The sequence below is a fragment of the Geminicoccus sp. genome, assembly GCF_035556675.1.
GTDB lineage: Bacteria > Pseudomonadota > Alphaproteobacteria > Geminicoccales > Geminicoccaceae > Geminicoccus.
In genome coordinates this window covers 1-25233 of record NZ_DATMFZ010000245.1, presented here as the reverse complement: position 1 = coordinate 25233, position 25233 = coordinate 1, and the positions used below count along the sequence as shown (strand labels likewise).

At 68.8% G+C, this 25233-nt stretch carries 24 protein-coding genes and 2 pseudogenes; 12 read left to right on the top strand and 14 right to left on the bottom strand.

The window, feature by feature from the left end; translation table 11 throughout:
- From VNS22_RS17320 to VNS22_RS17300, 5 genes and pseudogenes are all read right to left on the bottom strand, one after another.
- Positions 1–250, bottom strand: a pseudogene (locus VNS22_RS17320) (mandelate racemase/muconate lactonizing enzyme family protein); the annotation flags it as partial.
- Positions 247–1416 carry a mandelate racemase/muconate lactonizing enzyme family protein gene (locus tag VNS22_RS17315; protein ID WP_325734597.1) on the bottom strand — a complete coding sequence of 390 codons (1170 nt, stop codon included), beginning with the start codon at positions 1414–1416 and terminating at the stop codon, positions 247–249. The pseudogene VNS22_RS17320 and the gene VNS22_RS17315, both read right to left, overlap by 4 nt.
- 10 nt (positions 1417–1426) lie before the next feature.
- Entirely contained in the window at positions 1427–2722 is a 1296-nt protein-coding gene (locus VNS22_RS17310) for a TRAP transporter large permease (RefSeq protein WP_325734595.1), read from the bottom strand.
- A gap of 4 nt (positions 2723–2726) precedes the next feature.
- Positions 2727–3236, bottom strand: coding sequence for a TRAP transporter small permease (locus VNS22_RS17305; protein WP_325734593.1), 510 nt, complete (start codon positions 3234–3236; stop codon positions 2727–2729).
- A 37-nt stretch (positions 3237–3273) separates the two neighbouring features.
- Positions 3274–4314, bottom strand: a complete 1041-nt coding sequence (locus tag VNS22_RS17300; protein WP_325734591.1) for a TRAP transporter substrate-binding protein — start codon at positions 4312–4314, stop codon at positions 3274–3276.
- 251 nt (positions 4315–4565) lie between these two features.
- Here VNS22_RS17300 and VNS22_RS17295 point away from each other — a divergent pair, with 251 nt between their 5' ends.
- Together VNS22_RS17295 and VNS22_RS17290 are read left to right on the top strand one after the other, a co-directional pair.
- Positions 4566–4772 (top strand): hypothetical protein, encoded by a 207-nt coding sequence (locus VNS22_RS17295; RefSeq protein WP_325734589.1) that lies wholly within the window; start codon positions 4566–4568, stop codon positions 4770–4772.
- 118 nt (positions 4773–4890) lie between these two features.
- Positions 4891–6018, top strand: a complete 1128-nt coding sequence (locus tag VNS22_RS17290; protein WP_325734587.1) for an FUSC family protein — start codon at positions 4891–4893, stop codon at positions 6016–6018.
- Positions 6019–6033: 15 nt separating this feature from the next.
- Here VNS22_RS17290 and VNS22_RS17285 read toward each other — a convergent pair whose 3' ends face one another.
- From VNS22_RS17285 to VNS22_RS17265, 5 genes are all read right to left on the bottom strand, one after another.
- Positions 6034–6828 (bottom strand): hypothetical protein, encoded by a 795-nt coding sequence (locus VNS22_RS17285; protein ID WP_325734585.1) that lies wholly within the window; start codon positions 6826–6828, stop codon positions 6034–6036.
- The gene (locus VNS22_RS17280) at positions 6825–7331 is read right to left on the bottom strand and encodes a sigma-70 family RNA polymerase sigma factor (protein WP_325734584.1); all 507 of its coding nucleotides are present in this window, start codon (positions 7329–7331) and stop codon (positions 6825–6827) included. Before VNS22_RS17280 ends, VNS22_RS17285 begins: the two co-directional genes overlap by 4 nt.
- Positions 7332–7982: 651 nt before the next feature.
- Positions 7983–8477: a CinA family protein gene (locus VNS22_RS17275; protein WP_325734582.1), complete on the bottom strand. Its 495-nt coding sequence runs from the start codon at positions 8475–8477 to the stop codon at positions 7983–7985.
- A complete protein-coding gene (locus VNS22_RS17270; RefSeq protein ID WP_325734580.1) occupies positions 8478–8933 on the bottom strand; it encodes a phosphatidylglycerophosphatase A in 456 nt (151 codons plus the stop codon).
- Positions 8930–10093 (bottom strand): bifunctional 2-C-methyl-D-erythritol 4-phosphate cytidylyltransferase/2-C-methyl-D-erythritol 2,4-cyclodiphosphate synthase, encoded by a 1164-nt coding sequence (locus VNS22_RS17265; protein ID WP_325734578.1) that lies wholly within the window; start codon positions 10091–10093, stop codon positions 8930–8932. The genes VNS22_RS17270 and VNS22_RS17265 overlap by 4 nt, the downstream gene beginning before the upstream one ends.
- A 178-nt stretch (positions 10094–10271) precedes the next feature.
- Between VNS22_RS17265 and VNS22_RS17260 the strand changes: the two genes are divergently transcribed.
- From VNS22_RS17260 to hflX, 8 genes are all read left to right on the top strand, one after another.
- The gene (locus tag VNS22_RS17260) at positions 10272–11405 is read left to right on the top strand and encodes a two-component system sensor histidine kinase NtrB (RefSeq protein ID WP_325734576.1); all 1134 of its coding nucleotides are present in this window, start codon (positions 10272–10274) and stop codon (positions 11403–11405) included.
- A complete protein-coding gene (gene ntrC, locus VNS22_RS17255; protein WP_325734574.1) occupies positions 11402–12877 on the top strand; it encodes a nitrogen regulation protein NR(I) in 1476 nt (491 codons plus the stop codon). The genes VNS22_RS17260 and ntrC overlap by 4 nt, the downstream gene beginning before the upstream one ends.
- Positions 12878–12962: 85 nt before the next feature.
- A complete protein-coding gene (locus VNS22_RS17250; RefSeq protein ID WP_325734572.1) occupies positions 12963–15128 on the top strand; it encodes a PAS domain-containing sensor histidine kinase in 2166 nt (721 codons plus the stop codon).
- 109 nt (positions 15129–15237) lie between these two features.
- Positions 15238–16617 (top strand): sigma-54 dependent transcriptional regulator, encoded by a 1380-nt coding sequence (locus tag VNS22_RS17245; RefSeq protein ID WP_325734570.1) that lies wholly within the window; start codon positions 15238–15240, stop codon positions 16615–16617.
- A 4-nt stretch (positions 16618–16621) separates the two neighbouring features.
- The gene (gene trkA / locus VNS22_RS17240) at positions 16622–17998 is read left to right on the top strand and encodes a Trk system potassium transporter TrkA (RefSeq protein ID WP_325734568.1); all 1377 of its coding nucleotides are present in this window, start codon (positions 16622–16624) and stop codon (positions 17996–17998) included.
- Positions 17999–18018: 20 nt separating this feature from the next.
- Positions 18019–18900, top strand: coding sequence for a D-amino-acid transaminase (locus tag VNS22_RS17235; protein WP_325734566.1), 882 nt, complete (start codon positions 18019–18021; stop codon positions 18898–18900).
- Positions 18901–19140: 240 nt separating this feature from the next.
- Positions 19141–19452 carry an RNA chaperone Hfq gene (gene hfq / locus VNS22_RS17230; RefSeq protein WP_325734564.1) on the top strand — a complete coding sequence of 104 codons (312 nt, stop codon included), beginning with the start codon at positions 19141–19143 and terminating at the stop codon, positions 19450–19452.
- Complete coding sequence (hflX, locus tag VNS22_RS17225) at positions 19412–20773, top strand: GTPase HflX (RefSeq protein WP_325734562.1); 1362 nt, start codon at positions 19412–19414, stop codon at positions 20771–20773. The genes hfq and hflX overlap by 41 nt, the downstream gene beginning before the upstream one ends.
- A gap of 3 nt (positions 20774–20776) precedes the next feature.
- Here the strand turns inward: hflX and VNS22_RS17220 are convergent, their stop codons facing one another.
- From VNS22_RS17220 to xseA, 3 genes are all read right to left on the bottom strand, one after another.
- Positions 20777–21469, bottom strand: coding sequence for a D-lyxose/D-mannose family sugar isomerase (locus VNS22_RS17220; protein WP_325734560.1), 693 nt, complete (start codon positions 21467–21469; stop codon positions 20777–20779).
- Between the two features lie 71 nt (positions 21470–21540).
- Positions 21541–22359, bottom strand: a complete 819-nt coding sequence (gene mazG / locus VNS22_RS17215) for a nucleoside triphosphate pyrophosphohydrolase (RefSeq protein WP_325734559.1) — start codon at positions 22357–22359, stop codon at positions 21541–21543.
- A complete protein-coding gene (gene xseA / locus VNS22_RS17210) occupies positions 22356–23816 on the bottom strand; it encodes an exodeoxyribonuclease VII large subunit (RefSeq protein WP_325734557.1) in 1461 nt (486 codons plus the stop codon). The genes mazG and xseA overlap by 4 nt, the downstream gene beginning before the upstream one ends.
- Before the next feature lie 74 nt (positions 23817–23890).
- Between xseA and VNS22_RS17205 the strand changes: the two genes are divergently transcribed.
- Positions 23891–24469, top strand: a complete 579-nt coding sequence (locus VNS22_RS17205; protein ID WP_325734555.1) for a Uma2 family endonuclease — start codon at positions 23891–23893, stop codon at positions 24467–24469.
- 3 nt (positions 24470–24472) lie between these two features.
- Positions 24473–25078 (top strand): Uma2 family endonuclease, encoded by a 606-nt coding sequence (locus VNS22_RS17200; protein WP_325734553.1) that lies wholly within the window; start codon positions 24473–24475, stop codon positions 25076–25078.
- A gap of 4 nt (positions 25079–25082) precedes the next feature.
- Here VNS22_RS17200 and VNS22_RS28380 read toward each other — a convergent pair.
- Positions 25083–25233 (bottom strand): annotated as a pseudogene (locus VNS22_RS28380) (aspartate-semialdehyde dehydrogenase); the annotation flags it as partial.

Below are 25233 nucleotides of genomic sequence, written 5' to 3'. Positions count from 1 at the left end.
AGAAGGTCTTGCGGTAGAGCCGGTCCCAGATGGCACCGATCTGGCGGGCGTCCTGGCCCTTCAGGTGCCGCTCGAACAGCTGCGTCAGGGTATGGATGGCGCCGCGGTTGCCGTCGCCATAGGCCAGGCCCACCTCGCCGGCACCGGAGATGCCGGCATCGGTGTCGATCTTGATGATCACCGGGTGCTGGTTGACGTTGTGCGAGAGGCCGTAGTCGACGTCCCAGATGGTGAGGCCGGTGATCTTCATGGCCGGCCTCCCACCACCAGCTTGTCGAAGCGCGCCAGATAGTCGTCGTTCAGCTCGATGCCGAGGCCCGGCCGGTCGGGGATGCGGTAGCGGCCCTTGCGCTGCTGGTGCTCCAGCGCCTGGGTAACGATCGCGTAGCGGTCGTCGGTCCAGTAGGGGAACCATTCCATGATGATGAAGTTCGGGATCGCCGCGTCCAGCTGGACTCCCGCCGCGGTCGAGACCGGGCCGCCGCAATTGTGCGGCTGGACGTGCAGGTTGTAGGTCTCGGCATAGGCGGCGATCTTGCGCGCCTCGGTGATCCCGCCGCACAGGCCCATGTCCGGCTGGAGGATGTCGAGCGCCTGGCTCTCCAGGTAGGGGCGGAACTGATAGCGGGTGTAGAGCCGCTCGCCGGCCGCGATCGGGATCTTCACGTTCGCCGACACCTTCTTCATGCAGGCGACGTTCATGGGATCGACCGGCTCCTCGTAGAAGAACGGTCGCGACGCCTCGAGCATCCGCCCGTAGGTGATGGCATCGGTGGTGCCGAGATTGCCGTGCAGGTCGAGCAGGATGTCGACGTCCGGGCCCACCGCGTCGCGCACCGCCTCGACCCTCTTCACCGCCAGGATCGCCCAGTCCCGCTCGATATGCCGGCGCGGGTAGCGCCACTCGCCGTCGGGCGTGGTGCCGAACGGGTCGAACTTCAGGGCGTCGTAGCCGTCGGCCACCACTTTCAGCGCCGCCTCGGCATATTCCTCGGGCGCGTTCAGGCCGGTGTACCAGCCGTTGGCATAGACCCGGATCTCGTCGCGGACCTTGCCGCCCAAGAGCTCGTAGACCGGCACACCCAGCGCCTTGCCCTTGATGTCCCAGAGCGCCTCGTCGATCGCGGACATGGCGCCATAGATGATCGGCCCGCCGCCCTGGCCCCAGAAGGTGCGGCGGAAGAAGGTCTCCCAGATCGATTCGATCCGGTTCGGATCCGCACCGATCAGGAAGGTCTCGGCCAACGTGCGGATCATGTGGATGCCACCCTTGGCGCCGGTGCCGTAGGCCAAGCCCAGCTCGCCGGCGCCGTAGATGCCCGCGTCCGTGTCGATCCGCACGATCACCGGGTTCCAGAAGGTGTGGAAGTCCCGGCCATAGTCGACGTCGTGGATCGTCACGCCGGTGATCTTCATCGGGATTTCCTCAAGGCTTGATCAGGCCGAAGGCCCTGGGCAGGGCGAGGGTCAGGTCGGGCCAGAGCCCGATCAGGACGACGATGGCGCCACCGCTCAGGATGTAGGGCAGCATCGCCCGGGTGAGCGGGCCCACCCCGATCTTGGCGATGTTGGCGACCGCGAACAGGACGTTGCCGACCGGCGGCGTGATCAGGCCCAGCACGCAGTTCACGATCAGCATGATGCCGAGCTGGACCGGATGGAGGCCCGCGGCCAGCGCCAGCGGGGTCACGACCGGCGCGAACAGGATGATCGAGATGCTGGCGTCCAGCCACATCCCGCAGAACAGGAAGAACAGGTTGATCAGCAGCACCACGGTGACGAGGTCGGTGCTGACGCCGGCCAGCATGGTCTTCACCACCATGGGCAGGTTCTCCATGGCGAACACCCAGCTCATCGCCGAGGCGCCGGCGATGATGAAGAACAGCCGGGCGGTATCCATGGACGCCACCGACAGGATCGGCCCGAGATCGGCGATCTTCAGGGTGCGCAGGAAGAAGAAGCCTACTGCCAGCGAATAGACCACGCAGGCTGCGGCCGCCTCGGTGGGCGTGAACCAGCCCATGATGATGCCGCGGATCATGATGATCGGCATCACGATGGCGAAGAAGGCGTCCCTAAAGCCCAGGAGCAGCTTCTTCGGCGTCACCTCGACCTCGACCTTGGGATACTGCCTGCGCCAGGAGATCCACTGGACCTGCGTCATCTGGACGAGGCAGAGCAGGATGCCCGGCAGGATCGCCGCGGAGAACATCGCCCCTACCGAGACATTGGTGACCGCGCAGTAGACGATGATCATGGTGGAGGGCGGGATGATGGCGCCGGCCAGCGAGGTCGCCGCCGTGATCGCCGCGGAGAACGGCCGGTCGTAGCCCTGGCGCTCCATGGCATAGATGAACATCCGGCCCTGGCTGGCGATGTCGCCCAGCGCCACGCCGGTCACCCCGGCGAACAGGAGGCTGGAGACCACGTTGACCTGGGCCAGGCCGCCGCGGATCCGCCCCACGATCAGGTTGCAGAAGTCGAACAGCCGGTCGGTCAACTTCGCCCGGTTCATGATCTCGCCGGTGAGCAGGAAGAACGGGATCGCCATCAGGACGAACACGTCGATCCCGGCGAACATCTTCTCCGGCAGCATGCGCAGGAACAGGAGGTTGCCCGAGAACAGGAAATAGGCGGTCGAAGAGACCAGCATCACGAGAGCGATCGGCAGACCCAGGGCCAGGAGCAGCAGGAAGACGATGATGAAGCCGGTGATGCCCATGGGTTCAGGTCGCCCGGTCCGGCATGGGCAGGCGGCCGGTGAGGCGGAGCAGGTCGCCCCACAGATTGACCAGGGTCGCCAGGATCATCAGCACCGCCGCTACCGGGATGGCGAGATAGGGCCAGAACAGGCTGACTCCGAGCGCAGGGGCGTGGGTGACCTGGCGGGCCAGCGCCGCGGTCCAGGACTGCTGGGCCAGGATCAGGAGGAACAGGAGGACCAGGAGGCGCAGCAGGAGGTCCAGGACCAGCCGGCTTCTCGATGAGAGCCGGTCCTGCAGCAGGTTCAGGCTGATATGGTCGTCGCGGCGCAGCAGCACGGCGGCCCCCAGCATGCTGAGCCAGACGAGCAGGAACCGGGTCAGTTCCTCCGACCAGGAGAAGGAGAAGCCCAGCAGGTTGCGGGACAGGACCAGGGCGGCAATGACGAGGGTCATCACCGCCAGGATCGCGTTGCACAGGAACTCGATGGCGCGGCTGACCAGGTCCGCCCATCGGCTGGCGCGCTCGTACATGGGCCGGATGCCTGTACCGGAGCTTCGGGGGGCGGGCTCAGCGATAGCCGTAGAACTGCTCGGCCTCGGCCACCGCAGCCTGGATCTCGTCCAGCACCTTCGGGTCCATCTGGGTCTTCAGCCATTCGATCGCTGCGGGCTGGGCCTTCTCGCGGAACACCGCCTTCTCTTCCGCGGCGGGCTCGTAGATCGACACGCCCTCGCTTTCCAGGAAAGCCCGCCCCGACGCCTCATTGGCGACCGACAGGCCGCGATTGGTTTCCAGCGCCACCTGGGCCGCTTGGCGGATCACGCCCTTCAGGTCGTCCGGCAGGCTCTGGTACCAGGCCTCGTTAATGGCGACGGTGTTGATGCTGTAGACGTGGCCGTCCAGCACCATGTTCTTCTGCACCTCGTAGAGCTTGGGCACCATGAAGGTCGGGATGGAGTTCTCCTGGCCATCCACCACGCCGGTCTGCAGCGCGGTATAGAGCTCGCCCCAGGCGATCGGGGTCGGCGACATGCCCAGACTCTTGGCGATCTCCATGTGCAGCGGATGGTTCATCGTCCGCATCTTGATGCCGGCCATGTCCTCGGGCGACTTCATCTCCTGGCTGGCCGAGCTGTAGTGGCGAAAGCCGCCATTCTCCGACCAGAACAGGGGCCTGAGACCCACCTCCTTGGCCATCCGCTCGCGCATCTGTTCGCCCACCGGCCCATCCAGCACCCGCCAGGCGACCTCGCGGTTGACGAACAGATAGGGCACACCGAACGCCTGGATGTCGGGGAAGGTCGAGGCGAAATGGCCGTCCGCCGGATCGCAGGCCTGCAGGATGCCGTCCTTCACCTGATTCACCAGGGATTCGATCCCGCCCAGCTGCGCGCCGGGATACATCTCTACCTCGATCCGGCCGCCAGACCGGCTCTCGATTTCGCGTGCCAGCACCTCCAGGTGGGTCCAGGAGAAATTGTTCTCCATCGGCGGGCTGGCGGTGGCGAACCGCATCGTGAATTCCGCGGCCTGCGCGACGATGGGTAGGACAGTGCCGCCCAGCAGGGCAACGCCGAGCGTCAGGGTCTTCAGCAAGCGGATCGACATCGTTCGGTGGCCTCCCAGAGCCCCGGCGGCCGCCTTCTCCGAGCCGGCCCGCCGTCATGCACGACGCTTGTATGTAAGGTACCAAGATGTTGCCCGCCCTGTCCTGAGCGGTCAATCCGCGACGTGCCAAGCAGACCGGCCGGAACCCGCGCCCCTTGCCGCACATTGATCGGGCAGCCGGGCCGCCCTTCCGTTCGACCGCATCGGGCAGGGGACGGGCCAGGATGGTGATCGCCAGCAGGAGGCGGAACATGCCCAGCAAGCACGAGAACACCGAGCGGATCGGCGGTCCGGGCGCCAGCCACGAGAACCGCAAGGAACCGGAGAAGTCGAAGCCGCGCGGTCCGCATCCGGCCGAGCGCACGCCCGAGGGCCGCAGCCGGGTGTCCGGTGGCGGCGGCGAGCTCGACGTCCACCACCAGCACAACCCGGACGGCAAGGCCGGCAAGAACGTCTAGCACGACCACTTCTTTCCGCCGCGCCCGTTCCTCTTGACCTGGTCCGCAGGCTGACGGTCCATCCGGGTGGCCGGAGAGGATCGCGGCCGTGACTTCCAGGGCGGCGGAGGCAGCCGGAATGAGGGACGATCCGGGGCGCTCCGCCTCATGGACCGACCGGATCGCCGCTCAGCTGCGCAATTGGCTCCGGGCGCTGGCCGATCGGGCCGCGCAGTGGCGGCTCGCCGTCCGGCTCATGACCTCCGCGCTCGCCGCGCATGTGCTGGTCCATCTGCTGGGGCTGCCGCAGGGCTACTGGGCGGTGATCACCGCGATCATCGTGATCCAGAGCAATGTCGGTGGCTCGCTGAAAGCAGCACGCGACCGGCTGCTGGCGACGCTGCTGGGAGCGCTGTGCGGGCTCCTGGCGGTGGTGATGCTGCCGCCCTCCGGGCCGGCCGGGATCGGTACCTTCCTCCTGGCGCTGATACCCACCACGCTCGCCTCGGCCGCCAACCCGATCTTCCGGATCGCGCCCGTCACCGCGGCGATGATGCTGATGTCGCCCAGCCACCTGCCCCCGCTGGAGCTCGGGTTCGAGCGGGTGCTGGAGATAGCGCTCGGCGGCGTCGTCGGGATCGGGGTAGCGCTGACCGTGCTGCCCGCGCGGGCACACCGTGACCTGCGCGATGCTGCCCGCGACGTCCTGGGGCAGATGGCGCTGATGTTCGAGCCGCTCCTGAACGGCCTGTCGGGTGCTCGCGACGAAGCGGCGCTGCGCCTGCGCCACCGCAAGATCCGCACCATGATCGTCAAGCTGGAGGGGCTGGCCGAGGAGGCGCGCCGGGAACGGCTGGCGAGGCTTACGGAGGAACGTGACCCGGATGCGCTGGTCGCGATCATCCGCCGCCTGCACACCAGCTTCCTGCTCCTGGGTCGTGCCACCCTGCGGCCCCTGCCGGAAGCCGCCGCCGCCATCCTGGACAAGCCCCTGCGCGACGCCGCTGCCGGGCTGCGCGATGATCTGACGGCAGTGGCGCAGGCCGTGGTGCGGCGGGAGCCGCCACCCGACCCGGCTAGGGTCGACACAGCACTCCGGCTGATCGACGAGAGTCTGGGCGAGCTGCGCGCCGCAGGCGTTATGCGCACGCTCACGATCGAGCAGCTGCAGAGCCTTTATGCGGTGGCCTTCGCGTTCGGCCAGTTCCGCCGCGACCTGATCGAGCTGCACGCCCGCGCAGGCGGCATGGAGGCGGGCACCCCCTGAGCCCGGGCATGCCTGCTAGGGCGTCGCGTGGTTGACCGCCGTGTGCCTGTCCTTCTCCATCTCGTCATAGGTGGCGAGGGCGAGATCGAGCAGATGGTCGGGGTCGGCCGGACCCATGAGTATGCAGCGCAGCGCGTCTTCCGGCCAGTAGAACAGATTGACGTCACCGGAACGGAAGAAGCGGAACTCGGGCGGTGCCGACCAGTCGGCCCAGAGCAGGTAGAGGGTGAAGCGGGCGCCCGCCGGGTCTTCGTAGACGAGCTGGGCGGCCTTCCTGTTCCGGTCGTTCATGACTGTCCGCCCGCCCAGGAGCCGCAGGCTCACCCCGGACAGATCCGGCACGCGCACCGGATGGCCGAGTTCCTGCGCGAGCCAGGCGAGCAGCCGCGTCGCGCCATCCGGTCCGGCTTCGAGCGGCAGGGTCTCCGCCAGATCGCGGTGCGCCCGCGCCGCTTCGCGCGCCAGATCATATGGCTCCGCATCGTGCGGCGGCACGAGCCCGCGGCCGATCCAGCCGGCACCGCCACCGGCCAGCAGCCCCACCGCCGCAGCCACGGCCAGGCGTCCGAGCGCCTGGCGCCGGCCCAGCGCCCACATGCCTGGTCGCAGCCTGGCCGGCAGGGGCTCCGGCGGCTCGGCGTGCAGTTGCCTGATCAGCTCGTTCTGGCACCGCCACAGGGCGACCTGCTGGCGGGCCTCGGGATGGTGCGTGAGCCACTCCGCCACGAACGCCGCGCGCTCCGGCGGCAGTCGGTCGTCGGCATGGGCGTGCAGGTCCGCCTCGCCGACCGGTTCGGGCGGGGCGCTCACTTGACCCTCCGCAGGGGAGGCCCGGCCTCGCCCGCGAGGAACCTGCGCAGATGCTCGCGGCCGCGGGACAGGCGGGACATCACCGTCCCGACGGGGACGCCCAGGGCATCGGCACATTCCTGGTAGGACAGGCCGGTGAGGGCCACCAGCAGGACGATGTAGCGCTGCTCCTCGGGCAGGAGGTTCAAGGCGCTCTCCATCTCGCGCAGCTCGATCCGGGCATCGTGGCTGTCGCTGCCAGCAGGAAGATCACCGGCGCTGTCGATCGGCTGGAAGACCGGCCCCGCCCGGCGGCGCCGGATCTCGTTGGCGTAGATGTTGTGCAGGATGCGGAACAGCCACGGCCGCAGTCCCTGTCCACCACGCCAGAGATGCCTGCGGCTGAGCGCCCGCTCCAGGCAGTCCTGCACCAGGTCGTCGGCGCCGTCGCGATCGCGGAGCAATGCCCGCGCGTAGCGGCGCAGGCTCGGCACGCAGCTTTCGAGCTCGGTCAGGAAGTCCATGCGCGCCGCCCCGGTTGACCCGGCGGATGAGCGCTACCCCTTGCCGACATCGCCAGCTCCGCCCGAAGCGCCGCTCACGAACGTCTTATCTCCATCAACACCTGGAGCGGCCGTTTATTCCACGCCTGCCGCCATTCCGCTCATCGCAGGACAAAAGGCGCATCACCGGGAGACGGAAATGGAATAAGCGGCGAGCCCGGGTGTTGACGATATCGAAGGGCCCGGCTGCCAGCGGCAGAAAGGGCCGAGGCAACGACAGGGAGGGCTGCGACAAGGTCCATGACTGCGGCGGCCGGTTGCCGGCCAGAGCAGCCATGGTGCCGGTTGTTCCAGAAGCGCAGCTTCTGTCGGGACCAGAAAAGTCGATGCGGCATCCAAGGTGTCACCACCGGCCGGGCTCAACCGTCATAGCAGCCGGCGTGGCTGATGCCTCGACACGAGATTGGGGCGGAAAAGCATGGGATCATGCCGTGATAGTTGGATCGCCCCAAGCCGAAGCCGCCACGGTCGAGGAACCATTTGATACGAGCAGTTGATGTTTGTCCTCGCGTGGCGGCATCTTCATTCTCCCGGCGGGATCGGACACGGAACAGGTTCGTCGCATCCCTGCAGCCGGCCGTGGCCGGGCAACCCCTGGTTCCCGACCCGGCCTCAGCTGGTCAGCTGCTCCAGAAGATCGAGGGCGCGCAGCACGGTTGCCGCTCGCACCGCCGCCCGGTCGCCTGGGAAGACGACCCGCTCGTGAAGGAGCCTTCCATCCCTGGCGGCGGCTGCCAGATGTACCAGGCCCACGGGCTTCACGGCACTGCCGCCGCCCGGCCCGGCGATGCCGGTGACGGCGATGGCGAGGTCGGCAGCCGAATGGGCCAGCCCTCCATGAGCCATCGCCCGGGCGACCGGCTCACTGACGGCGCCATGATCGGCCAGAAGCTCGCCCGGCACCCCGACCAGCGCCATCTTGGCCTCGTTGGAATAGGTGACGAAGCCCCGGTCGACCACGTCCGAGCTGCCTGGGACGGCAGTGAGCACGCCCGCGATCAGCCCGCCCGTGCAGCTTTCCACCGTGACCAGGCTCAGGCCCCGGGCGCGGCAGGCTTCGAGCAGCCGCAGCGCCTTGTCCAGCAGTTCTGGATCGATGTTGATCATCTAGAGATAGGCCCCCGCCAGCAGCACCAGCAGCCCGGCGTAGATGCCAGCCACCAGATCGTCGGTCATCACCCCGAGCGAGCCGTGCATCTTGCGGTCGATCCAGCATGCCGGCCAGGGCTTGACGATGTCGAGCACCCGAAAACACAGGAAGGCGGCGACCACCCCGGCCACGGTGAGCGGTGCCGCAGCCAGTGCCAGCCACTGCCCAACCACCTCGTCCAGCACGAAGTCGTCCGGGTCGGGATGTTCTGCGGTAATCAGGTAGACGCCGCCCAGCACCACGCCGGCACCGTAGAGCAGGAGGGCCAGCACGCATAAGGCGATCGGGCCGAACGCCCAGTGCAGGGCGATCCCGAACGGCAGGGCCGCCAGCGAACCCCAGGTGCCCGAGGCGGGCTTGAGGTAGCCGCTGCCGAACCAGGTGACGAGCAGTTCCACCCCCTTGGCCGTCACGACGGGAAGCTTACCGTCACGAGTGCCTGTGCCGCGATGCCCTCCTGGCGGCCGATCGCACCCAGCCCCTCCATGGTGCCGGCCTTGAGCCCGATCCGCTGTGGCTCCAGGCCGAGGATCCGGCCGAGGCTGGCGAGGATCGCCGGGCGGTGCGGGCCGATCTTCGGTCGCTCGGCCATGATCGACAGGTCGGCATGCTCCAGCCGGCCACCCTGCCCGGCCACCAGGGCCAGGGCGTGGCGGACGAACTGATCCGATGCTGCACCGCGCCAGCGCTCGTCGGAGGGCGGGAAATGCACGCCGATGTCGCCCGCACCCACCGTGCCGAGCAGGGCATCGGTCAGGGCATGGAGGACCACGTCGGCATCCGAGTGGCCGGCCAGGCCGAAGGGGGCGGGGACTTGTACCCCGCCCAGCCAGAGCGGCCGGTCGGCCGCGACCGCATGGATGTCGAAGCCCATGCCGGTGGCATAGCGGCGCTGGCCAGAACCCAGCAGCCGGGCGGCGAGACCGAGATCGTCGGGATGGGTCACCTTCAGATTTTCCTCCTCCCCCTTGACCCAGGCTACCTTGCCACCGGAGCGGCGGACCAGCTCGACATCGTCGGTGATTCCGCCCGCTCCGGCATGGCGGCGGTGTGCCGCCAGCACGGCCGCAAAGCGGAAGCCCTGCGGGGTCTGGGCACGTACCAGCCCGTCACGCGCCACCTCGCCGGTGACGAGGCCGGCTTCGACCGAGCGCAGGGAATCCACCACGGGCAGGGCCGGCAGCACTGCGTCGGCATCGTCGAGACCGGCCAGCACCCGTCCGATCAGCGCGCCGGTCACCAGCGGCCGCGCCGCGTCGTGAACGAGCACCCGGGCCGGCGCTTGGTCCACGAGGGATTCCAGCCCTGCCAGCACCGAGGCCTGGCGGGTGGCACCGCCGACAACCGGCGGCAGCAGCGGCAGGCCGGCCGTGGCCTCGCCGTACCGTTCCTCCTGGCCTGCTGCGATCACCACGCGGACGCCGGCAATGGCGGGGTGGGCCAGGAACGGCCGGATGGCGCGGCGCAGGATCGGCTCGCCCGCCAGCGCCAGATATTGCTTGGGTCGGGAGCCGCCGAGGCGCTCGCCCTGGCCGGCGGCGACAACGAGCACGATGCAGTCGGGTTCGGACATGGCCGGAAGGTTACTCTGAGTGCGCGGCTGCGCCCAGGCGCCGCCACATGATTCTTCCGCATCGGCGGGATGTGCCGACAGGTGTCGCCTCGCTTGCGCAGCGGAAACCGGGCGGATAAGTTGCCTACCGAACGGGCACAAAGGCCGGGCTGCTCATACGGTGCGCAATGCAATGGTAATGGAACGGTCGACGCGGTCGGCACCGGTAAGCGCGGCGCAACTGCTCGCCAATCTGCCGAGCCCGCTCTTCGTGGTCGATGGGGATGCCCGGCTGATGACGGTCAACCCCGCTGCGGAGCAATTGTTCGGCGCCTCCCTGAACGTGCTGGTCGGCCGGCCGCTGTCGGATTTCATGCCGGCGCACGCCACCATCCTGGACCTGATCCGGCATGTTTCGACCGGGGGTGCGTCGGTGTCCGAGTACGGCGTCGAGCTGGCGCTGTCCAAGGGCGAGACCGTGCTGGTGGACAGCCATATGAGCCCGATCGTCGAGAATCCGGGCCATGTGCTGGTCATTCTCCATCCCTGCTCGGTGGCACGGCGGCTTGACCAGCACCGGGTACAGCGCGGCTCCGCCCGCTCGGTGGCCACGCTCGCGGCCACGCTTGCGCATGAGGTCAAGAACCCGCTCTCCGGGATCCGCGGGGCCGCCCAGCTCCTCGAGCCCTCGATCGCCGAGGAGGACCGGCCGCTGGTCCAGCTGATCTGTGACGAGACCGACCGGATCTGTGCGCTGGTCGACCGGATGGAAGAGTTCAACGCCGGCCGGCCGATCGAGCGCCGGCCGGTCAACATCCACCAGATCCTGGAGCATGTCCGCCGCATCGCCGAAAACGGCTTTGCCCGGCGCCACCGGATCGTCGAACACTACGACCCGTCCTTGCCCCATGTGGAGGGCGACCGCGACAAGCTGATCCAGGTGTTCCTGAACCTGATCAAGAACGCGGCGGAGGCGGCCCAGCCGGACGGCGGCACCATCACGCTCACGACCACCTACCAGCATGGCTGGCGCATGGCGCTCGGCACCTCGCGCGAGCGGCTGCACCTGCCGATCACGGTGGAGGTGAAGGATGACGGGCCGGGCGTGGCGCCGGACGTGGCCGACCACCTGTTCGAGCCGTTCGTGACCAGCAAGCCGCGCGGCACCGGGCTGGGCTTGGCGCTGGTCGCCAAGATCGTCCACGACCATGGCGGGGTCGTGTCCCACCATCCCGGCGACCCGGGCGCGGTGTTCCGCGTCAGCCTGCCGGCCAACCGCGCCGCCGGCCGCGGCGCGCGCGATGCAGTTGCAAAAGAGGCCGCTTCCCGATGAACGACACGACGATCCTCCTGGCCGAGGACGACGCCGCGATCCGCACCGTGGTCAGCCGGGCGCTGGCCAAGCAGGGCTGGCGGGTGCAGGCGACCTCGGCCGCCTCGGCGCTGTGGCGCTGGGTCGCCGCGGGCGAGGGCGACCTCGTCATCACCGACGTGATGCTGCCCGACGAGAACTCGCTGGACCTCCTGCCCAGGATCCGCGCGACCCGGCCGGACCTGCCGGTGATCGTGATGAGCGCGCAGAACACGCTGCTGACCGCGGTGCGCGCTACCGAGCGGGGTGCTTTCGAATACCTGCCCAAGCCCTTCGACCTCGGCAACCTGACCGCGGCGGTACAGCGGGCACTCGCCCAGCCCAAGCGCCGCAACGGTGCCGCGGCCGACGTCCTGAGCGGCCTGGACGACAACCTGCCGATCATCGGCCGCTCGTCGGCCATGCAGGAGATCTACCGGATCATCGCACGCCTCACCGGCACCGACCTCACCGTGCTGATCGCGGGCGAGAGCGGTACCGGCAAGGAGCTGGTCGCCAAGGCGCTGCACGAGTTCGGCAAGCGCCGCAATGGCCCGTTCGTCGCCGTGAACATGGCGGCGATTCCCAGGGAGCTGATCGAATCGGAGCTGTTCGGCCACGAGAAGGGGGCGTTCACCGGCGCCCATGCCCGTCGGGTCGGCCGCTTCGAGCAGGCCAATGGCGGCACCCTGTTCCTGGACGAGATCGGGGACATGCCGCTGGAGGCGCAGACCCGGCTCCTGCGCGTGCTCCAGCAGGGCGAGTTCCTGCCGGTGGGTGGGACCCACCCGATCAAGACCAACCTGCGCATCGTGGCGGCCTCGCACCGCGACCTGCGCCAGATGGTGGCCCAGGGCCTATTCCGCGAGGACCTGTTCTATCGCCTCAACGTCGTGCCGATCCGCCTGCCGCCTTTGCGCGAGCGGGCCGACGACATTCCGGCCCTGGTCCAGCACTTTTTCGCCAAGGCGGCGGCCGACGGGCTGGCGATCAAGAGCCTGACCCCGGAGGCGATGATCCGGCTGAAAGCCCATCCCTGGCCCGGCAACGTGCGCGAGCTGGAGAATCTCGTGCGGCGCCTGGCGGTGCTCTACACCGACGAGATCCTGGCCGAGGACACGATCGCGTCCGAGCTGGAGCAGGCCGGCGCCCGGCCGTCCACCGGCGCGCCCGACGGCCCGCAGGCCGGCGGCGATGCCCCGATGGTCGAGGAGACCCTGTCCACCGCGGTCGAACGCCACCTGGATCGATGGTTCAAGGCCCATGACGGCGGCCTGCCGCCCGATGGGGTCTATGACCGGGTGCTGCGCGAGATCGAGCGGCCGCTGATCGGCAAGGCGCTCTCGGTCACCCGCGGCAACCAGCTGCGCGCCGCCGACCTGCTCGGCATGAACCGCAACACGCTGCGCAAGAAGATTCGCGAACTGGACATCGTCGTCTCCCGCGCGCCATGATCCCACCAATCTCGGGAAGACGACGGGCCTACCTCTCCTGCTGAGCGGAATCTCCATCACCAAGCCGTCCTTCTGGCGGCGCATCGTGACCATTGCCCAGGATCCGCGTCTGGCCAAGCTGCTGGTGGCGGTCGCCGTGGTGTGCGGGATCACCACCTGGGCGGTGCTGACCGGCAAGGGGCCGGCCGGGCTCGACACGGGCGGCGTGCTGGTCCTCCTCTCGGTCGACCTCGTGCTGGTCCTGCTGCTGAGCGTGGTGGTGGCAAGGCGCCTGGTCCGGATCTGGGCGGCCAGGCGTAAGGGTAGCGCCGGCTCCGGCCTGGAAGGTCGGTTGGTCGCCCTGTTCGGCCTGCTGGCGGTGACCCCGGCGATCGTGGTCACCCTGTTCTCCGTCTGGTTCCTCCATGTCGGCGTCAATGCCTGGTTCAGCGACCGGGTGCGCGAGGCGGTCGATACCTCCCTGCAGGTCGCCCAGGCCTATCTGGAGGAGCACCGGGAGAATATCCGGGCCGATGCGCTGGCGATGGCGGCCGACATCAACCGCGAAGGCCGCTATGGCCGCAGCCTGCAGGATCTGGTCGAGGCGCACGCGATGGTGCGCTCGCTCACCGAGGCAGTGGTGTTCGACACCACCGGTGCCGTGCTGGCGCGCAGCGAGCTGGCCTTCTCCATGGACATCGGCAGCATCGAGCCCGCCGACCTGGAGCGCGCCGCCGCGGGCGAGGTGGTGACGCTCACTGCGGATACCGACGACCGTGTCCGGGCACTGGTCCGCCTGGACGGCTTCGGCGACGCCTATCTGTTCGTCGGGCGCTTCGTCGACCCGAGCGTCCTGAACCTGCTGGAGCGGACCCAGGCGGGGGTGAGCGACTACGAGGCCGCGGCAGCGGAGCGCTCGCGCATCCAGATCCTGTCGCTGATCCTGTTCGGCGTGGTGGCGCTGATCATGTTGCTGGCCGCGGTCTGGGCCGGGCTCTACTTCGCCACGCGCCTAGGCGTGCCGCTGGGCCAGCTCATCACTGCGGCAGACCGGGTCAGCACCGGCGACCTGAACGCAAGGGTCGAGGAGCGCATCGACTTCGAGGAGATCGCCTCGCTGGCGCGTGCCTTCAACCGGATGACCCAGCAGCTGGCCTCGCAGCGCCGCGAGCTGGTGGATGCCAACCAGCAGCTCGACCAGCGCCGCCGGTTCACCGAGGCGGTGCTGCGCGGGGTGACCGCGGGCGTGCTGGGCCTGGACAGCCGGCGCCGGGTGGTGCTGCCGAACCGCTCCGCCGTGCAGTTCCTGGAGATGGATCAGGCGGCCATCTTGGGCCGGCCGCTGGACGAACTCCTGCCCGAGCTGTCGCCCCTGATCGACCGGACCATCGACGGGCGCCGGGGCTTTGCTGAGCAGCAGCTCGTGGTGGCGCGCGGCGTCACCCACCGCACCCTGCTCGTCCGGGCCGCGGTGCAGGAGGAGGAGGGGCGGATCCAGGGCTGGGTCGTCACCTTCGACGACGTGACCGATCTTCTGTCTGCCCAGCGAGTCGCCGCCTGGGCCGAGATCGCCCGGCGGCTCGCGCACGAGATCAAGAACCCCCTCACCCCGATCCGGCTGTCGGCGGAACGGCTGCAGCGGCGCTGGCTGAAGCAGATCGAGGACGAGCCCGACACGTTCCGCGGCTGCACCGACACGATCGTCCGCCATGTCGACCAGATCGGCCGGCTGGTGAACGAGTTCTCGGCGTTTGCCCGGATGCCCGAGCCGGTCTTCCAGGACGAACGGTTGGCGCAGATCGTCAACGACGCGGTGCTGTTGCAGCGCACTGCCCGGCCGGACATCGCGTTCGACGTGGATCTCGGCCGGCCCGAGCTGATGCTGGCATGCGACCATGCGAAGGTCGGCCAGGTCCTCACCAACCTGCTACAGAACGCCATCGACGCGATTGACGCAAAGGGCGATGCCAAGGCCGAGGGCAGGGAGGACAGGGAACCGCACGGCCATGTGCGGGTCCGGGTCCTGGAGGAGGAGCGGGCGATCATCGTGCAGATCGAGGACGACGGGGTGGGGCTGCCGCCGCAGCATCGCGAGCGACTGTTCGAGCCCTATGTCACCACCAAGGCGAAGGGCACGGGCTTGGGCCTTGCCATCGTCCGGAAGATCATGGAAGAGCACGAAGGCTCGATCGACCTGGGTGAAGCCGCAGGTGGCGGGACATCAGCACGGCTCGTCTTTCCTCGTTCCAGCGTCGTGCGGCCTGCCGCATGAGCACGAGGTCGCGCAGCGAACGAAGCACAAGCGCCGACGGGCCCGGGCTCTGTGCCCGGAGCACCATGATAAACCGGTTCCAGGGGGCGCTTCGCCGGATGGTTAGAGGATGAGCAAGGACGTTCTGATCGTCGATGACGAGGCCGCGATCCGGGAGGTCGTCGCTGCCCTCCTGCAGGACGAGGGCTACCGGCCCCGCCAGGCCGCCAACAGCGACCAGGCCTTCGCCGAGATCGACCGGCGCGTGCCGGACCTCGTCCTCCTCGACATCTGGCTCGAGGGCAGCAAGCTGGACGGGATGGAGATCCTGGACCGGCTGCGCAGCCAGTGGCCCACCATCCCGGTGGTGATCTTCAGCGGGCACGGCACCATCGAGATGGCCGTGCAGGCGATCAAGAACGGCGCCTACGACTTCATCGAGAAGCCGTTCAAGACCGACCGCCTCCTCCTGACCATGCAGCGCGCGCTGGAGATCAGCCGGCTCAAGCGTGAGAACGAGCAGCTCAAGATCAAGGGCGGCGACGAGATCGACCTGCTCGGCACCTCGCCCGGCATCGTGCGCGTCCGCCAGGCGATCGACCGGGTGGCACCCACCAATAGCCGCGTGCTGATCAGTGGCCCACCCGGCTCTGGCAAGGAGATCGCTGCCCGGATGATCCATGCTCATTCGCGGCGGGCGGATGCAGCCTTTGTGGTGCTGAACTGCGCGGTGATGGCGCCCGATCGCCTGGAGGTCGAGCTGTTTGGCGCCGAGGCCAATGGCGACACGCCGCGCTTCGTGGGCATCCTGGAGCGGGCCAGCGGCGGCACCCTGTTCCTGGACGAGGTGGCCGACATGCCGCTCGAGACCCAGGGGCGGATGCTGCGGGTCCTGCAGGAGAACCGCTTTACCCGGCCGGGCCGCACCGAGCGCATCGACCTGGACGTGCGGGTGATCGCGTCCACCAACCGGGACCTGACCCAGCTCATGAGCCAGGGCAAGTTCCGTGAGGAGCTCTACTACCGGCTGAACGTGGTGCCGGTGCAGATCCCGCCGCTTTCCGAGCGGCGCATCGACATCCCACTGCTGGCCCGGACCTTCATGGACCGCGCCGCCCGCATCGCCAGCGCACCGCCGCGCGTGATCGGCGACGACGCCATGGCGGTAATGCAGTCCGCCGAGTGGCCGGGCAACGTCCGCCAGCTGCGCAATGCAGTCGAGTGGATGCTGATCATGGCGCCGGGCGACCCCAAGCAGCCGATCGGCGTGGACGGGCTGCCGCCGGACCTCACCAACAGCGCGGTGGGCTCGATGGATCCGACTGCCAATGGCGAGCTGGTAGCGATGCCGCTGCGCGAGGCCCGCGAGCATTTCGAACGCGCCTATCTGCAGGCTCAGCTCGAGCGCTTCGGCGGCAACATCTCGCGCACCGCCAACTTCGTCGGCATGGAGCGCTCGGCCCTGCACCGCAAGCTGAAGACGCTGGGCCTGCACAGCGGGGACGACTGATCCTTTGCGGGTCATCGTCGGCGGGGCGGGGCGGGTAGGCGAGAGCATCGCCCGCTACCTGGTCCGCGCCGGCCACGAGGTCACGGTCATCGACCAGCGCCCGGAGCTGGTCCAGCGGATCGCCGAGACCGTCGATCTGCGCGCGATCACCGGCTCCGCCTCCCACCCTGCCGTGCTGCGCGAGGCGGGTGCCGCCAATGCCGACCTGCTGGTGGCGGTCACCCGCAGCGACGAGGTGAACATCGTCGCCTGCCAGGTGGCGAACGCCCTGTTCAACACGGCAACGAGGATCGCCCGGATCCGCCAGCAGGCCTATCTGGACCGGCGCTGGGAGGACCTGTTCCTGCGCCAGCACCTGGCCGTGGACGTGGTGATCTCGCCGGAGATCGAGGTCGCCCGCTCGGTGGCGCGCACCCTGCTGGTGCCGGGCTCGCTGGCGGTGATCCCGTTCGCCTCCGACCAGGTCCGGCTGGTCTCGGTGCGCTGCGATGCCGACTGCCCGATCCTCGACACGCCGCTGCGCCAGCTCTCCTACCTGTTCCCGGACCTCCATGTCGTGGTGGTGGCGATCGAGCGCAACGACCGCCTGTTCGTGCCGCATGCCGAGGACCTCCTGATCGCGGGCGACCGGGCCTGGATCGTGGTCGAGACCAAGCAGCAGGCCCGTGCCATGACTGCGTTCGGCCATGCACCCTACCAGGGGCGGCGGGTGGTGATCGGTGGCGCCGGCAGCATCGGCGGCTTCCTGGTCCACGAGCTGCGCGCCCTGGCCCCGCATCTCCGGCTGACCGTGGTGGAGAACGCACCGGAGCGGGCAGGGGCCCTCGCCGAGGGCGCGCCCGGCCTGATCGTGCTGCAGGGCGATGCGCGCGATCCCGATCTCCTGCGTGAGGCGGGCGTGACCACCGCCGACACCTTCGTCACGGTCACCAATCAGGACGAGGTCAACATCATGTCGGCGCTGATGGCCAAGCGGCTGGGCGCCAACCGCACCCTCGCCCTGATCAACACCGAGAGCTATGAGCCGCTGATCGGCGACATCGGCATCGACGTGATGATCGATCCCAGAGGCACCACGGTGAGCTCGATCCTCCAGCATGTCCGGCGCGGCCGGATCCTGGCCGGCTTCAGCATCAAGGACGGGGCCGCCGAAGCGATCGAGGCCGACCTGCCGGAGAACAGCCCGTTGGTGGGCAAGACCCTGGACAAGGCCAGGATGCCCCAGGGCGTGATCATCGGCGCGGTGCTGCGCGGCGGTCAGTACATGGTGCCGCGGCCGGACACCCAGCTGCGTGCCCGCGACCGGCTGATCGCGATCGCCCGCGGCGACCAGATGCGCAGCCTGGAGCAGGCGGTCGCCGTACGATTCGACTATCTCTGATCCTGCCTGCGGAACCCATCATGGCCCGGATTGCCTATGTCGACGGTCGCTACCTGCCGCTCCGTGCCGCCACCGTGCCGGTGGAGGATCGCGGTTTCCAGTTCGCAGACGGCATCTACGAGGTCGTCAAGCGGATCGGCGGCCGGCTGATCGACGCGGACCGGCACCTGGCACGGCTGCGCCGCTCCCTCGCGGCCCTGCGCATCGACCTGCCGGTCAGCGATGCCGCCCTGCACCGGATCGTCAAGCAGACGATCGCCCGCAACGCGCTGGCCGACGCGCTGGTCTATCTGCAGGTGAGCCGGGGTACCGCTCCGCGCAACCACCCATTCCCCGCCGACACCCGCCCGAGCCTGGTCGTGACCGTGCGCCGGCTGAAGCTGCCGACGGAAGCGGAGCGCCAGAAGGGTTGCGCGGTGATCACCCATCCTGACGAGCGCTGGGCCCGCTGCGACATCAAATCCACCGGGCTGCTCGCCAACGTCCTGGCCAAGCAGGCGGCGCAGGAGGCCGGATGCCGCGAGGCCTGGCTGGTGGCCAGCGGCCCGGCTGGCGACGTCATCACCGAGGGATCCAGCACCAATGCCTGGATCGTCGACGAGCACGGCGTGCTGCGCACCCATCCGGCGACACAGCGCATCCTCGGCGGGGTCACCCGCTCGGTGGTGCTGGAGCAGGCGCGCGAGCTCGGCATCCCGTTGGCGGAACGCGCCTTTTCCCCGGCGGAACTGGCCCGGGCGCGCGAGGCATTCCTCACCAGCGCCACCTCGCTGGTCCTGCCGGTGACCAGCGTAGACGGCCGGCCGGTCGCCAACGGCATGCCGGGCGACACGACGAGACGGCTGATGGACCGCTATGCGGCCCATTGCGGGCTGCCGGCCGAGCCGCCCGTCCGGGGTTGAACGGGATCGATTACTTGGCTTGACCATGCAGGCCAGTGTCCCCAGCCCTGCGGATATATTCATCCAGCTTGCAGCGATGGCGCTTGCCGAGCCAGGGGGCGCTGGTTATGTCCTGATCTCCGAAGGAAAAAAACGTGGTCGGATCGCGCACCAGAATGCGGACCGGACCCGGCCGTGATGGCAACGAAGCGCTCGTCGCTCGCCACCGCGGTGCCTTCCAATTCACCGAGAGGTACTCGGATGGCAGCCGAGAAGCAGCAGAATCTCCAGGACGTCTTTTTGAACCACGTCCGGAAGAACAAGATCCCGGTCACCGTCTTCCTGATCAATGGCGTAAAGCTGCAGGGCGTGATCGGCTCCTTCGACAATTTCTGCCTGCTGCTCCGTCGTGACGGGCACGTGCAGCTGGTTTACAAGCACGCCGTGTCCACCGTGATGCCCTCCTCGGCGGTCCGTCTGTATGACGCGCCTCCGGGCTCGGTGCCAGGCCAGGGACCCGATCGGGGCGGCTATGGCGACCGGGGCCGCGACGAGGACCAGCGGGAAGAATAGCGCCAGGGACGGATTCGTCATCGGCAACGAAACAGCAGAAGGCAGCGGACGCTGCCTGGTCATCCATCCCTACCTGAGCACTGACCGGGAGCGGCTGCGTGCGCCGGCCTCCCGGCTGGAGGAGGCGGTGGGGCTGGCGGAGGCGATCTCGCTCGACGTGGTCGATCGTGAGCTGGCGCCCCTGCGACAAGTGACCCCGGCGACGTTGCTCGGCGGCGGCAAGGTCGAGGAGGTCGCGGCACGGGTGAAGGCCGACGAGATCGATCTCGTCGTGGTCGACGGCACGCTCACGCCCGGCCAGCAGCGCAACCTCGAGAAGAAGTGGCACTGCAAGGTCATCGACCGGACCGGCCTGATCCTGGAGATCTTCGGCGAGCGGGCGCGCACCCGTGAAGGCGTGCTCCAGGTCGACCTGGCGGCGCTGAACTACCAGCGCTCGCGCCTGGTCCGTTCCTGGACCCATCTGGAGCGGCAGCGCGGCGGTGCGGGCTTCCTGGGTGGCCCTGGCGAGAGTCAGCTCGAGCTGGACCGCCGGATCATCGCCGACAAGATCGTCAAGATCGAGCGCGAGCTGGAGGATGTGAAGCGCACCCGCGCCCTGCACCGGAAGGCCCGCGAGCGGGTGCCCTATCCGGTGGTGGCGCTGGTGGGCTACACCAACGCCGGCAAGTCCACCCTGTTCAACCGGCTGACCGGCGCGCAGGTGTTCGCCAAGGACCTGCTGTTCGCCACGCTCGACCCGACCATGCGGCTGATCCGCCTGCCGCAAGGGCGCAAGGTGATCCTGTCCGACACGGTGGGCTTCATCTCCGAACTGCCGACCTCGCTGGTCGCCGCGTTCCGCGCCACGCTGGAAGAGGTGCTCTCCGCCGACATCATCCTCCATGTGCGCGACGTCGCCCATGAGGATGCCGCGGCGCAGGACGCCGACGTGCGCAAGGTGCTGGACGAATTGGGCATCGATGACCTGGCGCGCTCGCAGCGGCTGATCGAGGTCTGGAACAAGATCGACCTGATGGACGAGGAGCGCCGGGCGGTGCTCTCTGCCGAGCTTGCCCGGGCCAGTGCTACCGTGACGGTCTCGGCGCAGACCGGCGAGGGCCTGGACGGGTTGCTCCGCGCGATCGAGGCCAAGCTCTCCGAGTTCGCGGTGCCGACCGAGGTGGTGATCCCGTTCGGCGACGGGGAGACGCTGGCCTGGCTGTTCCGCAACGGCGAGGTGCTGGCCAAGGCCGACGGCACCGAGGGCACCCATGTCTCGGTCCTCCTGGCCGAGGACAAGCAGCGCCGGCTGGAGGCGAGGCTCGCGCACAAGCCGTGAGCGTCAGCGCACGGCACCCCAGTAGCGCTCGTAGTCGTTGCGCAACAGGAACATGGGCGGCTCGTCCTCCTCGATCTCGGCAAAGCGGCCGAGCGGCTCGAAGAAGCGGTTGTCTTGATCGTCGTCGTTGACCAGGGAGACCTCGCCGACCAGCACGTCGTCCCGCCAGCCCCAGAACTTGTGATAGAGCAGGGGCGGCACGGTCACGCTGCCGCCCGGCGGCACGCGGACGACCTCGCCAGCGGCGACCGTGACCTCGGTGCCGTCCATGCTGAAGGTCACCGGCCGCTCGTCGACCCCGCCAGCTTCGGTCGAGTGGAAGAACTGGACATGGAGGTCGCCGCCGCCACGGTTGATGATGTCCTCCATCTTGTTCCAGTGGAAATGCAGCGGGCAGATCTGATCGTGGTGGATCATCAGGATCTTTTCGCAGTAGAGCTTGCCCTTCCCGCGCTGGAGGTCGGCAACCGGGCCGTTGCGCACGGTGAACACTGCGAGCCCGCACTTGCAGAAATTGCCCTTGGCGAAGTCGGTGATGTCCCAGCCCAGGCGGCGGTCGACGATTTCGCGGACTTCCTCGCCCTTCTTCGCCCAGTCGGCGGGGGACCAGTAGGCGAAGGCCGGCAGGTGGAAGTTCTGCCGGCGGAAGAACGCATCCGCCGTGCGCATGATGGCGTTGATCTCGGAGCGCTTCATCGGCGCCTCCTCCCTGTCATTCGTTCGATGCAGTAGATGGGCGGAGCGGGGGCTTGTCCAGCCGGAGGCGGTCAGCCGGACTTGGCGGCCCGCTCGGTGGCCTTGGCCTCGTCCCACCAGGCGTCCAGCTCGGCCAGGCTGCACTCGGCCGGTTCCCGGCCGGCGGCACGCGCGGCCGCCTCCACTGCGCGGAAGCGGCGCTCGAACTTGGCGTTGGTCCGGCGCAGCGCCTCTTCCGGGTCGACCTTGAGGTGACGGGCGAGGTTGGTGACCGCGAACAGCAGGTCGCCTACCTCCTCGGCCTGATGCTCAGGGTCGCCAGCGGCCTCGACCTCGGCCAGCTCTTCTCGGATCTTGGCCACCACGGGTCCGAGTTCACCCCAGTCGAAGCCGACCCTGGCCGCACGCTTTTGCAGCTTCTCCGCCCGTGCCAAGGCCGGAAAGCCTACCGGCACGTCGTCCAGCACGCTGGCCGGCCGCTCCGGCTGGCCCTTGGCGGCCCGCTCGGCGGCCTTCAGGTCCTCCCACAGACGCCGCTCGCCGCCTTCGGGCAGGGCCTGGCCCTCGAAGACATGCGGATGGCGGCGGACCATCTTGTCGACGATCCCGGCGGCCACCGCCTCGAAGTCGAACAGGCCCCGCTCATCGGCGATCTGCGCCTGGTAGACCACCTGGAGCAGGAGGTCGCCCAACTCGGCCCGGAAGTCGACCAGATCGCCGCGTTCGAGCGCGTCGCGGACCTCGTAGGCCTCCTCGATCGTGTAGGGGGCGATGGTCTCGAAGGTCTGCTTCTGGTCCCAGGGGCAGCCCACCACCGGGTCGCGCAGGATCCGCATCACCGCGAGCAGCCGGTCGATCGGCCGATCGTCCTCCGGGACCGGCACGCTCACAGGAGGCTCCCCTGCACCGGCTCTTCCTCCTCGGTGCCGCTGCGCCTGGCCCGGCCACCGGTGATGACGGCGAGCTCGCCGTCATGGAACACGAGGTTCAGCCGGCTCTCGGCGCGGGCGGCGGCGACGTCGCTCACCACCTCGCCCGACGGAGCACGCACCAGGGCGTAGCCGCGTTCCAGGACCTGACGATAGCCCAGGCTGTCCAGCAGCTTGCCGAGCGTGTCCAGCCGGGCCTGGCCGTCCGCGATCCGGCGCTTGGCCGCCCGTTCCAGCCGCTGGCCGCGATCAGCCAGCATCGGCTCCGCCCGCCCAACCAGGGCCAGGATGTGCGTGGGCACCAGACGGGCGCCGGTGCGCTCCAGGTGGCGCTGCTCGGTGCGCAGGAGGGTCGAGACCAGCTCGTGCAGGCGGCGGCCAAGCATCTCCAGCCGCTCCGCCTTGGCGCGCAGCACGTCGGCGGGGCGGCGCAGGCGCAGCCGCTCGGACAGGTCGTCCAGGCGCTGGGTGGCCAGGCCCAGCAGCATGCGCGGGTCGGGCAGGCCACGGGCCGAGCGCTCCAGCTCGGTACGGCGGCGCTGGAGCTGGCCGACCGTGGCGGAGCGGATCCGCCCTTCCAGCACGGCCACCCGCTCGATCAGCTCGAGCCGCACTGGCACCGCCATCTCGGCGGCGGCAGTGGGGGTGGGGGCGCGGCGGTCGGCGGCATGGTCGGCCAGCGAGGTGTCGGTCTCGTGGCCGACTGCGCAGATGGTCGGGATCGAGCACGCGGCCAGCGCGCGCACCACCATCTCCTCGTTGAACGGCATCAGGTCCTCGATGGAACCGCCGCCGCGGGCGACGATCAAAAGGTCCGGCCGCGGCACTCGCCCGCCCGGCTGCATGGCCGAGAAGCCGTTGATGGCATCCGTGATCTGCTGGGCCGCCTGCTCGCCCTGCACCAGGACCGGCCAGAGCAGGACGTGGCGCGGGAACCGGTCGCTCAGCCGGTGCAGGATGTCGCGGATCACCGCACCGGTGGGCGAGGTCACCACGCCGATCACCCGCGGCAGGAAGGGCAGGGGTCGCTTTCTCGCCTGCTCGAACAGGCCCTCGGCGGCCAGCCGGCGGCGGCGCTCCTCCAGCATCGCCATGATGGCGCCGGCACCGGCCGGCTCCAGCTGCTCCACCACCATCTGGTAGGTGGAGCGGCCGGGATAGGTGGTCAGCCGGCCGGTGGCGATCACCTCCAGCCCGTCCTCGACGGCGAGGCGCCAGCGCTGCACCGAGCCGCGCCAGGACACGGCGTCCAGGCGGGACTGCTGGTCCTTCAGGCAGAAATAGGCGTGGCCCGAGGCGGCGCGCTTGAAGCCCGAGACCTCGCCCCGGACCTTGATCAGGCCGAACGTGTTCTCGACAGTTCGCTTGAGCGCGCCGCTGATCTCGGAGACGGTGTATTCGGTGAGGTTCGTCGCCATGGGTGCTGGCTTGCTAGCAGCCACGGACGCTTTCGTCAGCCCGTGCTATGGGATGGGTGGCGAGGAGGTGGTCGATGGCACGGGCTTCCGGTGATCTGCCGCGGATGAGCTTCGAGGAGTTCCTGCGCTTCGAGGGCGAGATGGATGTCCGGTACGAGCTGTACCAGGGCAAGCTGGTGGCCATGGCGCCGCCGCATGGGCGGCACGGGAGGATCGCCCAGAGTGTCGGTAACCTGCTGGACCGGCGCTCATCTGACCCCGACCGGTGCATGGCCTACCAAGGTGCCGGCCTCGTGATCTCGGAGAACGATGCAACCTACCTTGTTCCCGACGTGATCTTCGCCTGCACGCCTCCGGACCGGCGTGGCCTGATGCACAGCGCGGTGATCATCGTCGAGATCCTGTCGCCATCCACGGCTCTCAATGATTTTAGGACCAAGGTCCCAATTTATCAAGGAATCGATGGCGTGCAGGAAATCTGGCTCGTCGATGCCGGCCGCCGCTGGGTGCAGCGGTGGCGGCGGCATGGCCAGGACTGGATCGTGGCGCTGCCGGTGACCGGGGAAGACAGCTTCCACAGTGAGGCGCTGGACGCCCGGGTGGCGCTGGACGAACTCTATGCGGGGGTGAGGTTCGAGGAGGAGAGTGGCTGAGCGATGGCGCGGGCGTTCGATGATCTGCCGAGGCTGAGCCTGGAGGAGTTCCTCCAGTTCGACGATGGCACGGACATCCGCTACGAGCTGCGGGATGGCTGGCTGCATGCCATGAACCCGCCCCGACCGGGCCACAACATCATCACCACCAACATCGTGAAGATCTGGGACCGGGTGTCGCCGGACCTGGAGCGCTGCCGCTCGATCGTCACGCCGGGACTGGTCATCAACGTGGCGAGGGACGACTACTACATCCCGGATGTCGCCTACGCCTGCGAGCAGCTGGCCGACGCGCGTTACATCAAGGAGCCGGCGGTCGTCGCCGAGGTGCTGTCGCCGTCGACCGAGCGGGACGACATGCGCACCAAGCTGCCACTCTATGCCTCGGTGCCGAGCATCATGGAGATCTGGCTGGTGGGCTCGCGGGAGCGATGGGTCCGCGTGCATGTCCGGCAGGGCGATAGCTGGACCGTAGGACTGCCGGCGACCGGCTCAGGCAGTGTCGAGAGCCGGTTCCTCGGCGGACCGGTCCTGCTGGACGACATCTATCGTGGCTCCGGCGTGCCGGCGGACATGCCGGCACGCGGTCACCATCTGCAACCGGACTGACCGCTCAGACCAGCCCGTCCTCGACCAGCGCCTCGGCGATCTGGACGGCGTTGAGGGCGGCGCCCTTGCGCAGATTGTCCGCGACGACCCACATGTTCAGGCCGTAGGGCACGGTGTCGTCGATGCGCAGGCGCGAGACGAAGGTCGCGAACTCG